Raw genomic sequence first — 10,211 nt, 5'->3', positions numbered from 1 at the left:
GTCTTTGATGACACAAAAATGACATTTTTAGCATTTGTCTTGGAATTCCTTGGCGTTATAGTGCTTTCCATCAATGAGACGACGATATGTCTCATTGGTCGAGGTACATACCCAAGTGACTTTTATGCAGATAAGCAAACCGCGAGAAGTTACTTCGGTATCAAGGTCAAGGGAACTGATTAAAGAATCGAAATACAATGCCTGTCAGGCGGCGCATTTCGTTACGAACAAGAGAACTTCTTTTAGAGGAATCAATAATGAACAAACTAGCAGCGGTAATTTCAGCTTCTTTACTTATGGCTTCAGCAGCGCACGCAGAAGTATACATGGGCGGTAAGATGGGTAAGTCTTGGGTGGATGACGCTTGTGTCGCTGGTCAAGCTTGCGACAAAGATGGCTCTACTCTAGGTGCTTTTGTTGGTTACGAAATGAACGACTACTTCGCAGTAGAAGCTGGTTTCGACAACGTAGGTGACTTTGACCAAACTTCTCTAGGTGGTCATGTTGAAGCAATTACATTGGCGCCTAAGTTCAGCCTACCAGTGACAGAAGATATCGCACTTTACGGTAAAGTGGGTGGCGCATACCTAATGATGAATGACGGTAAAGACGACTTCTCTTACCTAGGTGCGGCTGGTGTTGAATTCAACATTAGCGAAAACGTAACAGCACGTGCGGAATACCAAGCAATTACTGACATCAGCAACGATGCAGTGAAAGCAATGGGCAACTCTGCAACGCTAGGTGTAGCATTCAAGTTCGGCGGAAACGATGAAGTGGTTGTAGAAGAACCAATCGTTGAAGAAGTGGTTGTAGAAGAACCAATCGTTGTAACTAAGACTTTCGAGACTCAAACAATGGGTACTGGCAGCTTTGCGCTAAACAGCACAACGCTTAAACCAGAAAGCGCTTCTAAACTAGATGATCTAGTTGCATTCCTAAATGAGTACCCACAAGCGACGGTTGGCGTTATTGGTTACACAGATACTTCAGGTCCAGCAGCTTACAACCAAAAAGTTTCTGAGAAGCGTGCAGAATCTGTAGCAAACGCGCTAGTAGAAAAAGGCATTGATGCTTCTCGCATTCAAGCTCGTGGCGAAGGTGAAAACAACCCAATCGCTTCTAACGAGACTCGTGAAGGCCGTGAACAAAACCGCCGTGTAGAAGTTGTTGTTCCTGAATTTGAATACCAAGTTCAGCAATAACCTTTTTACTGAGAGTTAAGCCTCAAATTAAGAAAACCCCAAAGAGTTCGCTCTTTGGGGTTTTTTATATGTGTCTTAAAAGTTTTTAAACAGAATAAACTTGCATGCTATTTACAGTTTTGCATTTTATTACTTTAATTATTTGTGAGATTTGCTTAACCTTTATCTATTGATAAGATTATTAGTTAGCCCTATGTCTAAGAGCAATTTAATCACAAATACTGGACACCGCTTTATTTCAAAAGGCCAAACTGCCTTTAAGATCCACATTCATACGCCGGAGGATACGGTATTACATCGCTCTGTGGGGTTTGTTCGTATTGGGGAAAACAAAGGGCTTAAGAAAGCCATCAAGCTGCGTAACGAGCTTGGACGAGCGATGTGGGGCAAGTTTTGGCGTCGTCTGTTAAAAGACCCGTATTTGATGACAAGGTTACCGCACAGTGTTGAGCCCAAGATAGTCCACAAGCCTAACCCGACATTGGATGATCCCGATAACCGCGATACCTGTTACATAGCAAAATGGCGTGAGTTTAATGACTCTGGGGAATACAAGTACAAAACGGTGGTTCGTTCGATTAACAAGTACGGCAAGCTTGCTGCCTATATGCAGACCAAAAAAGCGTTACTCGATGCCCATAAAGACAACTTAGAAATTCTGACCTTTATGGGGCGTCTCAACAGCATCGATCTTAAGTAATACCAATTACAGTAAACGACGGGCAATGCTAGAGTGTTACAACGCTTTGCAACTTCGTTTAACACTGTGATTTTAGGATGACTAGTTATCAATAATCTCAGCCTTGTTCTCAAGCGTCTATCCTATGCTTGTTATGATCGCTTACCTTCTGTATTTGGTGCGACTTTCAATGGCCATCTCTGGCAAATCTTCTTTGGCTGAAAAGCAGTAATAAAAATGCCCTAGCTCAAACAAAGTAAGCTAAGGCTATCGATGGCGCCCCCAGTAGGATTCGAACCTACGACCTGTCCCTTAGGAGGGGACTGCGCTATCCAGCTGTGCCATGGGGGCGAAATTAGAGTTAATTACTTTTATAATATTCAAAAGCAAGCATATCGCAAGAGTTTATGCGCATTGTTAAAGCATCTTGTTCATTACGTCGCCAATTTGTACGCTAGAGGCGAGATCTGGCTGTTCTATTGTCAGTTCCGCTTCGTGTTCGTAGACGCGAGTCACTCTTAACGTAATATCACTCTGAGATACTTTGTTACGTGGCAAACCGTTTTGGTCGATGAACGACGCTGTGTGCCACAATTGCAACTGATCGCCCTCTTGTACGCCGTGCATGCGACCAAGATCCATAGTAACCGTGTTACCAAACACTGCCACCACCTCTGGTAGAGTGATTTTGCACGACAGCTCCGACTCTAAATCCAGCATAATATTGCGGCTGACGCGCAGCATCATCTCACCGTAAGTTGATGCCCAAAAGCGCGCGCTGCGTGTATCGACTTGGCTGGTTTTAGCAAAAGGCCATGTCGCCACTTCGCGGTAGTTTTTATGATATACCTCGTGACCCGTCTTGCCGTCAAAGACTTTCATTTCCAATGCAAACTGACGGTTAATCACATCACTTTTCAATTGTTTCGCTTCAATGGTTGCGGTTAGGTCGGTAATGACACCACCTATGATGTACTGCGCGGCATTGTCTTGTGCGATCATCTTTGTGCGTTCTGGGGTCTTGGCGTTGATCAAGTAGTCTGTAGTGCCGACAGATACAAAACTGCGAGAGGTTTGATCTAACTGACGATTCACCACATGGCTAAAGTCATCCCCCACATTGTAGATTTGACCCATAACAGCTTGTTGAGGAGAAGCGACATCAATGTTACCGACTAAAACGGTCTTTTTGTATTGATCTACGTGGCAACTCGTTGCCGATGGATAAATGTCCACTCGAATCTTCATTTCCATCTTGCCGCCGCGTTTACGCTGTGACTTGACCAAGATGTAACGCACCTCGTGGTTTGTGAACTGGTATTCTTTACGGTTTTCTTCCAGTAGTGGCATCAAGTTGCTGATGCTACCAATGTCAGCTCCTGAGAAGTTGACCGCCCTGAAAAGAGCGTCTTCTAGTGCATGCAGCCTTGCTGCTTCGTCTGAAGAAACGATGGAGGCAACGCCAGTGACCTCATACCAAGATGCGACCGCACGCAGTGGTGTCATCAATAGGATAGCAACTGATATTAGGCTAAAAAATATTTTTTTCATTGTATGTAACCATTCAGGTATAAATATTGCTTTACCAATCTCAGTGAAGTTTGGTGGGCTTTTTTTCATTCAACAAACAGAAGAAAAGCAAGGACTGTTCCAAGATTGCGTTTTAATGACATGAAGTCGTGAAAGAGCAGTTACACCTAAGATTATCTGGAGAATCAAACCATGAAAAGATGGCTTGTTGCCGCATCGATGATGACATTGTTGACGTCGTGCGCCTACTCACCAATTTACAATGGTAAAGAACCGTATTCTGGCAGCCAATTCATGCTGATGGACAGTCCACGTCACACGATGGACTTCTTTATTGAAAGCATGACAGAAGAGCTGATGGTCTCAAATGTTGCAGTGTCGTCGCGTACACCAATTGCGATTACTTCTTTTGTCGACCTGCAAAGCATGGACGCAACTAACTGGCTCGGTAACTCGGTATCAGAAGGGTTTATCCACCAATTCCAACGCCGCGGATTTAAAGTTGTTGATTTTAAAACCACGGGCTCTATCCAAGTTACTCAGCAAGGCGATTTTGCTTTGAGTCGTGACTGGCAAGATCTAGCACAAGAGCAGGAGATCCAGTACGTACTAACGGGGACCATGCTTCGCCAAGAAGGCGGTGTGCTGGTCAATGCGCGTGTGGTGGGCATGCAAAGCCGTATCGTGGTTGCAACGGCACAAGGTTTCTTACCTGCGGATCGTATCGGTCGTGATCTGGATACATTAAACAGCATTCGTACCCAAGATGGTGTGTTAATTCGTTCTGACCCGACCATACGTCAGCCGTATACTGTGATTCTCCGCCCGTAGGAAACCGACATGAAGAAGTTATTATTTATTATCGCGACCTTGGTTCTGGTTGGTTGTCAGCCTTTACAACAGATGCGTCAAGATGAGATTTTAGTGGCAGTGGGCTATGCAAGCGTAAGTGAACAAACGGGCCGCACTACCGAAGAGAAGCGCGTTCGTGCGATGCGAGCTTCTAAGATTGATGCTTACCGCGAACTTGCTGAGCAAGTGTATGGCATGCGAGTGAGTGGCCGTGCTGAACTTGCTGACCAGCGCTTGGGTGTTGAGAGTACAACTGGTGCGGTGGACGGTGTGATTCGCGGTGCAGAGGTGGTTCGCAGTTATCTAGTGGAAGACAGCTATGTGACCGAGCTGCGCTTGGACATCCGTAAGATGGATAAATTGCGTGACTACGGTGAAGTACAGCAGGTACCCGAAAAGCGTCAGCAGACCATGTTCTGATAAGACTTGAAAAACAGGTAATCTATTTGAGCGGCTGGTTGGCAACAATCGGTCGCTTTTTTGTGCGCGGAGCTTTTTGAAAAGAGTGAACGTCGGCACTAAGTCTATTGAATAGCAGTTTGCAACGAGCACTGCATGGATGAAAAGAGTTAGGCTTTGATATTCGTGCCCAAAGTTGAAATGGTGTGAGTTTTGCCTCCGGCATTGTAGGTCATGCCGACCTTACCGTGGGTGTGCTGAAGCATGTTGTTTAGTTTATTGAAACTAGATTGAGCCCGATTGAGCGCTTCGCCGTTAAGTTGGTTGACGTGCTGGCAATCGAGGATGATGGATTGTATTTGTGCGACAACCTGACTTAGGTTTTTGTCTTCGGTAAGTTGATTGACGTGCGGGTGAGAGGCGATTCGCTGGTCAGTGGTTCTCAATTGACCAATGAGTGTCATTTTTTCTTTGGCCAGTCTTTCGATCTCAGTAGATACACGAGCACTTATCGCTTGTGTTTCTTGGCGTAACACTCCAGAAAGTGTTTTTGCACTCTCTAATTGGAAGTTAATAAGATCGACTAATACTGCCATGAATACTTACCTTGGGCCTAAGTCAGTTAGCTTTCGCCTTGCAATTCGTTTTCAAACTTAATCATGTTGTCTGCCAGTTTATCTGGGTCGACCTTGTATGAACCGTTTGTGATTGCTTCTTTAATTGCCGCCACTTTCGCGCTGTCATAAGCCGGAGAAGCTGCCATGTCCTTTTGGAGTTTGCTGACTGCTTTACCCTGTTGGCTTAGTGATACCGCGTCTCGTTGTGCTGGCGCTTTTTTCGATTCTGTCGTACTTGTCGCACTAGAATCGGTACGTGCAGGAGCGCGGCTGGTTGTCGTCGCCATCTGACCTGAACGTATATTATTAATACCTGCCATATTTCAACCTTAAACTCGTATCGTAGTACTGGTATTCAGGCTATCGACCAAGGGCAAAAAAACTTTAATATTTTTTCACGTTTTTTCTTGAACGATTTTCTGTTCACCGCTCACCTTAAAAGGTGATGGTGATTTCCGCAATGTTCGTAACAATACCTTCTATTATACGTTGGGACTTATCATTTTTCACTCTTACTTGATCACCCGTAGCGCCATCCTGTAATGCAGTGCCTTGTGTGGTGATTGTCATGCCGCCTTTCACGGCTTGGATGGTTACTTTCTCGTTGCGACACACCACGCAGACATCATTACGCTCGACGACATCGCCTAAACGAACATTCCGCTTTAGTTTGGCGCCGACCACTTGTTCATAGGTGGTAAACCCATCTTTTCGAAAACGCTGCAACTCGATCATCGATGTGGTGACATCCGAAGTGCTGATGATTTCACCGCGACCTAACTGACGAGTTGAGACGATCATCGGTACCGACGCCGAGATCCTCACTGGCACATAAACTTTCCATTCATCTGCAGGACACTCGACTAAAACGTTAATGTTACTGCGCGTACTGCTGGTTGATGATGCTGATGTATTGAGAGTTTCTGGACAATCTGTCGCTTTGATTCGTAAATCTATATTTGCTGCATTGACCGATAATTCGCCCCCCGTAGGCTGCTCTATCGTGCTAAGAATATGCTGCTCAGCGGCGGTTCTGATTTGCTCGATCTGACTTTCCGTCGCGGAATGAACAAAAAAGCTAAACATACTGAGCAAAATGCCGATAAACTTAGCGCACTTTATAAATAACGCTCTACATATTGTCATAGTAAGTGGTGTTGATTTGAAATTATGATACGCCATACTGTTTCTCTGGTATTATGCCTGCCAGCCGTAGAGTATCATTTAAAAACAAAAAGTTTGAGATGGAGATGAGCATATGACGGGGATTCTTGATTCGGTGAATCAGCGTACGCAACTCGTCGGCCAAAATCGATTGGAATTATTGACTTTTCGGTTGATGGGACGACAGCGTTACGGCATTAACGTATTCAAAGTAAAAGAAGTACTGCAGTGTCCTAAGCTGACTTCGATGCCAAATTTGCATCCACTGGTGAAAGGTGTCGCTCATATCCGTGGCCATACCGTGTCCGTGATCGATTTAAGCTTGGCAATCGGTGGTCGTCCAACTACTGATATTGATAAATGTTTTGTTGTTATTGCTGAATTCAACCGTTCTATCCAAGCATTCTTGGTGTCTTCAGTTGAGCGTATTATTAACATGCATTGGGAAGCGATTTTACCGCCACCAGATGGCGCGGGTAAGGCGCATTACCTAACTGCGGTAACCAACATTGATAACGAGCTAGTAGAAATTCTGGACGTTGAGAAAATCCTTGCAGAGATTGCTCCAGTAGATGAAACCATGGATGCGAGCATCTGTGAGGAGATCGCTGTTGCGGAACAAGAGAAGCCAATTGTGCGTCGTGTATTGATCGCTGACGACTCGACGGTAGCGCGAAAGCAGGTTGAACGTGCCATTACTTCAATCGGCTTTGAGGTTGTCTCTGCGAAAGATGGTAAAGAAGCTTACAACAAACTGCTCGAAATGGCCCAAGAGGGTGACATCTGCGATCAGATCGCTTTGGTTATTTCTGACATCGAAATGCCAGAGATGGATGGCTACACGCTGACGGCCGAAATTCGCCGAAATGCAGAATTGAAGAACCTCTATGTCATCTTGCACTCATCACTGAGTGGCGTCTTCAATCAAGCCATGGTTGAGCGTGTAGGCGCGAATGCCTTCATTGCGAAATTTAACCCAGATGAATTGGGTAACGCGGTTAAATCTGCACTAACACAATAAAAGAGACATTAATGACTGCTATTACAATCAGTGAGCAAGAGTATCGTGACTTTAGCCGTTTTTTGGAATCACAATGTGGCATCGTATTAGGTGAGAGCAAGCAATACCTAGTGCGCAGCCGACTTAGCCCACTTGTCACTAAGTTCAAGTTGGCGTCGCTATCGGATTTACTGCGCGATGTCGTGACAGGACGCAATCGTGAATTACGAGTTGCCGCTGTGGATGCGATGACGACTAATGAAACACTGTGGTTCCGAGATACTTATCCGTTCACGGTATTAGCTGACAAAATATTGCCGGAGTTAGCGGCAAATAAGCGACCAATCAAAATTTGGTCAGCAGCCAGCTCATCAGGTCAAGAACCTTACTCAATGGCAATGACTATTCTAGAAACGCAGCAGCGTAAACCGGGATTATTGCCAAACGTGTCGATTACGGCTACGGATATTTCTGCAAGCATGCTGGACATGTGTCGTGCGGGTGTCTACGACAACCTAGCATTAGGACGTGGTCTTTCGCCAGAGCGTCGTCGCACCTTCTTTGAAGATGCAGGCGATGGCCGCATGAAAGTGAAAGACAACGTAAAACGCCTAGTCAACTTTCGACCTCAAAATTTGATGGAGAGCTACGCGTTAATCGGTAAGTTTGACATCATTTTCTGCCGTAATGTACTGATATACTTTTCACCAGATATGAAATCTAAAGTACTGAACCAAATGGCAAATAGCTTAAATCCAGGCGGCTACCTGCTGCTGGGAGCGTCAGAATCACTGACGGGGCTAACTGATAAGTTTGAAATGGTACGCTGCAATCCAGGTATTATCTACAAGTTGAAGTAGTTACTTACGAGTAATATGCAAGCGTGTGGAAGCTTCAAAGACGAAAAGCCTGACTGTGTGTCAGGCTTTTTTGTGCGTTTTATTTTGCACACCTGTAAATTCATTCAATCAGACTTTTTCCTTTGTAAACCATGACCACTTTTGCTGATGAGCAAGCAAGGATGTATCTTTGTAGTGAGGCAAACTGGTGAATTGGTTCGATATAACATTCAATCCATCATCTTGGCTTGCTTATTGCTGTTCATACCTTTGGTCAGTTAAGTGGCAATATCACGTACTTTTTTATTGGCACGCAAATTGCTTTTTAGTTATTAATAACGGTCAGTTCTTAGTGTAGAGGCAAACATGGCTATTTCTTTTGATAATGCATTAGGCATCCACCAGCACACGGTGGGCGTACGTGAGCGCAACGCAGAGGTGATTTCCACCAACATTGCGCAAGCAAACACGCCTGGTTATAAATCAAGAGGTTTAGACTTTGCCAAGGAATTGCAAGCGGCAACATCTGGGGCAAGCATTGGTCTTAGTCGCACAGATGGTCGGCATATTCCTGCCACTACCACCTTGGTAGGGGACAAGCTATATCGTCTTCCTACGCAGCCAGATACGGGCGATGGCAACACGGTAGATTTGGATTTAGAGCGTAATTTATTTATGCAAAACCAGATCAGACACCAAGCATCACTCGACTTTTTAGGCGGAAAATTCAAGAACTTAACCAAAGCAATCAAAGGGGAATAATTTAGATGAGCTTATTTAACGTCTTCAATGTGACAGGTTCCGCAATGAGCGCTGAATCCGTTCGTCTGAACACTACCTCAAGTAACTTGGCGAACGCCGACAGTGTCAGTAGCTCTGCAAAAGACACTTACAAAGCGCGCCATGCTGTATTTGGTGCCGAGTTAAGCAACGCCATGCGTGGCGGTGATACGGTACCGGTGAAAGTGATGGGTATTGTGGAAAGTGATAAACCGCTTAACGCGGAGTACAACCCAGACCATCCTCTTGCAAACGATGAAGGCTACATTTACAAGCCTAACGTGAATGTAATGGAAGAAATGGCAAACATGATTTCGGCTTCTCGCGCATACCAAACCAATGTGCAAGTCGCTGACTCTAGTAAACAAATGCTGCTGCGTACGCTGCAGATGGGTCAATAAGGATAGGGGGTAGCGTATGGCCGGAATTAATAATGTTGGTCAAAGCGGCTTGTCCTATATCGACCAGCTTAAAAGCCTACAAGAGAATAAGAAAACTGGTGAGAGTACAGGTAAGCAAGAACTGAAACAGGAAGACTTCTTATCTTTGCTCACTAAACAATTGTCTCAGCAGGACCCTTTCAAGCCGGTAGGTAATGACCAAATGATTGCCCAGATGGCGTCATTTGCGACCGTAGATGGCATCGGCAAGATGAACTCTCAGTTCGAGAATTTGAACTCGTCAATGACATCAAACCAGGCGTTACAGGCTTCCTCTTTGGTTGGTCGCGACGTATTGGTCCCTGGCGCGGCAGGTGTTAAGCAAGACAATGCAACAATGGCGGCAATGGTGAAGCTTGCTAAGCCACTCGATAATCTTTTTGTGCGAGTGGAAAACGAAGCGGGCCAATTGGTGCGGACTTTTGAGGCTGGTGCGAAACCAGCTGGCGATACTCGTGTGCTGTGGGACGGTAATGATGAAAACGGAAACCCAATGCCCTCTGGTAAATACAAGGTGAAAGCGTCTGGTTTGGTCGATGGGGAGTCGCAAGAGTTCCCAGTGTCTACTTATGCGAATGTGAACAGTGTGCTTCTCGGTAAGGGCGATGGAAACGTATTACTCAATCTGGCAGGTTTTGAATCGCCAGTTCGACTTGCAGAAGTATTGGAAGTCGGCAAAGCGTAATTCGATAGCGTGTTAGGTTAG

The 10,211-nt window shown here is 45.3% G+C and carries 14 protein-coding genes and 1 tRNA gene; 10 read left to right on the top strand and 5 right to left on the bottom strand.

The annotated features are described in order from the left end of the window. The 3 genes from AND4_RS20360 to AND4_RS12165 form a co-directional block, all read left to right on the top strand. The coding region (locus AND4_RS20360; protein WP_009843275.1) for a hypothetical protein at window positions 1-183 on the top strand (183 nt) is incomplete at its 5' end. Window positions 184-257: 74 nt separating this feature from the next. Then, window positions 258-1,205: an OmpA family protein gene (locus AND4_RS12170; protein WP_009843274.1), complete on the top strand. Its 948-nt coding sequence runs from the start codon at window positions 258-260 to the stop codon at window positions 1,203-1,205. 193 nt (window positions 1,206-1,398) lie between these two features. Next, window positions 1,399-1,905, top strand: coding sequence for a hypothetical protein (locus AND4_RS12165; RefSeq protein ID WP_009843273.1), 507 nt, complete (start codon window positions 1,399-1,401; stop codon window positions 1,903-1,905). 253 nt (window positions 1,906-2,158) lie between these two features. Here AND4_RS12165 and AND4_RS12160 read toward each other — a convergent pair. Then, window positions 2,159-2,235: transfer RNA gene (locus AND4_RS12160), tRNA-Arg, on the bottom strand. Window positions 2,236-2,301: 66 nt separating this feature from the next. Further along, a complete protein-coding gene (locus tag AND4_RS12155; protein WP_009843272.1) occupies window positions 2,302-3,435 on the bottom strand; it encodes a flagellar assembly protein FlgT in 1,134 nt (377 codons plus the stop codon). A gap of 171 nt (window positions 3,436-3,606) precedes the next feature. Between AND4_RS12155 and AND4_RS12150 the strand changes: the two genes are divergently transcribed. Together AND4_RS12150 and flgP are read left to right on the top strand one after the other, a co-directional pair. Continuing rightward, entirely contained in the window at window positions 3,607-4,245 is a 639-nt protein-coding gene (locus AND4_RS12150) for a FlgO family outer membrane protein (protein WP_009843271.1), read from the top strand. A 9-nt stretch (window positions 4,246-4,254) separates the two neighbouring features. Then, on the top strand, window positions 4,255-4,686 hold the full coding sequence (gene flgP, locus AND4_RS12145; RefSeq protein ID WP_009843270.1) for a flagellar assembly lipoprotein FlgP: 432 nt from the start codon (window positions 4,255-4,257) through the stop codon (window positions 4,684-4,686). Between the two features lie 149 nt (window positions 4,687-4,835). On the opposite strand, the gene flgN is transcribed toward flgP, so the two are convergent. The 3 genes from flgN to flgA all read right to left on the bottom strand — a co-directional run bounded on the left by flgN (window position 4,836) and on the right by flgA (window position 6,464). Then, window positions 4,836-5,261: a flagellar export chaperone FlgN gene (flgN, locus tag AND4_RS12140; protein WP_009843269.1), complete on the bottom strand. Its 426-nt coding sequence runs from the start codon at window positions 5,259-5,261 to the stop codon at window positions 4,836-4,838. Window positions 5,262-5,287: 26 nt separating this feature from the next. After that, entirely contained in the window at window positions 5,288-5,602 is a 315-nt protein-coding gene (gene flgM / locus AND4_RS12135) for a flagellar biosynthesis anti-sigma factor FlgM (RefSeq protein ID WP_009843268.1), read from the bottom strand. A gap of 115 nt (window positions 5,603-5,717) precedes the next feature. Beyond that, window positions 5,718-6,464 carry a flagellar basal body P-ring formation chaperone FlgA gene (gene flgA / locus AND4_RS12130; RefSeq protein WP_043991644.1) on the bottom strand — a complete coding sequence of 249 codons (747 nt, stop codon included), beginning with the start codon at window positions 6,462-6,464 and terminating at the stop codon, window positions 5,718-5,720. A 76-nt stretch (window positions 6,465-6,540) separates the two neighbouring features. On the opposite strand from flgA, the gene AND4_RS12125 reads away from it, so the two are divergent. The 5 genes from AND4_RS12125 (at window position 6,541) to flgD (ending at window position 10,190) form a co-directional block, all read left to right on the top strand. Continuing rightward, on the top strand, window positions 6,541-7,467 hold the full coding sequence (locus AND4_RS12125; RefSeq protein ID WP_009843266.1) for a chemotaxis protein CheV: 927 nt from the start codon (window positions 6,541-6,543) through the stop codon (window positions 7,465-7,467). Between the two features lie 11 nt (window positions 7,468-7,478). Beyond that, the gene (locus AND4_RS12120) at window positions 7,479-8,306 is read left to right on the top strand and encodes a protein-glutamate O-methyltransferase (protein WP_009843265.1); all 828 of its coding nucleotides are present in this window, start codon (window positions 7,479-7,481) and stop codon (window positions 8,304-8,306) included. A 345-nt stretch (window positions 8,307-8,651) separates the two neighbouring features. Further along, complete coding sequence (gene flgB, locus AND4_RS12115) at window positions 8,652-9,047, top strand: flagellar basal body rod protein FlgB (RefSeq protein ID WP_009843264.1); 396 nt, start codon at window positions 8,652-8,654, stop codon at window positions 9,045-9,047. Between the two features lie 5 nt (window positions 9,048-9,052). Then, a complete protein-coding gene (flgC, locus tag AND4_RS12110) occupies window positions 9,053-9,466 on the top strand; it encodes a flagellar basal body rod protein FlgC (protein WP_005425613.1) in 414 nt (137 codons plus the stop codon). Window positions 9,467-9,482: 16 nt separating this feature from the next. Continuing rightward, window positions 9,483-10,190: a flagellar hook assembly protein FlgD gene (gene flgD / locus AND4_RS12105; RefSeq protein ID WP_009843263.1), complete on the top strand. Its 708-nt coding sequence runs from the start codon at window positions 9,483-9,485 to the stop codon at window positions 10,188-10,190. The last annotated feature ends 21 nt before the right edge of the window (window positions 10,191-10,211 follow it).

Source organism: Vibrio sp. AND4 (genome assembly GCF_000171815.1).
Lineage (GTDB): Bacteria > Pseudomonadota > Gammaproteobacteria > Enterobacterales > Vibrionaceae > Vibrio.
The sequence above is the reverse complement of the archived record's forward strand: the minus strand, read 5'-3'. Positions and strand labels throughout refer to the sequence as shown.

Excerpts from the sequence above, each read along its gene's own strand:
- flgM (WP_009843268.1), bottom strand. The coding sequence starts at position 5,602 with ATGGCAGGTATTAATAATATACGTTCAGGTCAGATGGCGACGACAACC.
- flgA (WP_043991644.1), bottom strand. The coding sequence starts at position 6,464 with ATGGCGTATCATAATTTCAAATCAACACCACTTACTATGACAATATGT.
- AND4_RS12125 (WP_009843266.1), top strand. The coding sequence starts at position 6,541 with ATGACGGGGATTCTTGATTCGGTGAATCAGCGTACGCAACTCGTCGGC.
- AND4_RS12165 (WP_009843273.1), top strand. The coding sequence starts at position 1,399 with ATGTCTAAGAGCAATTTAATCACAAATACTGGACACCGCTTTATTTCA.
- AND4_RS12120 (WP_009843265.1), top strand. The coding sequence starts at position 7,479 with ATGACTGCTATTACAATCAGTGAGCAAGAGTATCGTGACTTTAGCCGT.
- AND4_RS12155 (WP_009843272.1), bottom strand. The coding sequence starts at position 3,435 with ATGAAAAAAATATTTTTTAGCCTAATATCAGTTGCTATCCTATTGATG.
- AND4_RS12170 (WP_009843274.1), top strand. The coding sequence starts at position 258 with ATGAACAAACTAGCAGCGGTAATTTCAGCTTCTTTACTTATGGCTTCA.
- flgB (WP_009843264.1), top strand. The coding sequence starts at position 8,652 with ATGGCTATTTCTTTTGATAATGCATTAGGCATCCACCAGCACACGGTG.
- flgP (WP_009843270.1), top strand. The coding sequence starts at position 4,255 with ATGAAGAAGTTATTATTTATTATCGCGACCTTGGTTCTGGTTGGTTGT.
- AND4_RS12150 (WP_009843271.1), top strand. The coding sequence starts at position 3,607 with ATGAAAAGATGGCTTGTTGCCGCATCGATGATGACATTGTTGACGTCG.
- flgC (WP_005425613.1), top strand. The coding sequence starts at position 9,053 with ATGAGCTTATTTAACGTCTTCAATGTGACAGGTTCCGCAATGAGCGCT.
- flgD (WP_009843263.1), top strand. The coding sequence starts at position 9,483 with ATGGCCGGAATTAATAATGTTGGTCAAAGCGGCTTGTCCTATATCGAC.
- flgN (WP_009843269.1), bottom strand. The coding sequence starts at position 5,261 with ATGGCAGTATTAGTCGATCTTATTAACTTCCAATTAGAGAGTGCAAAA.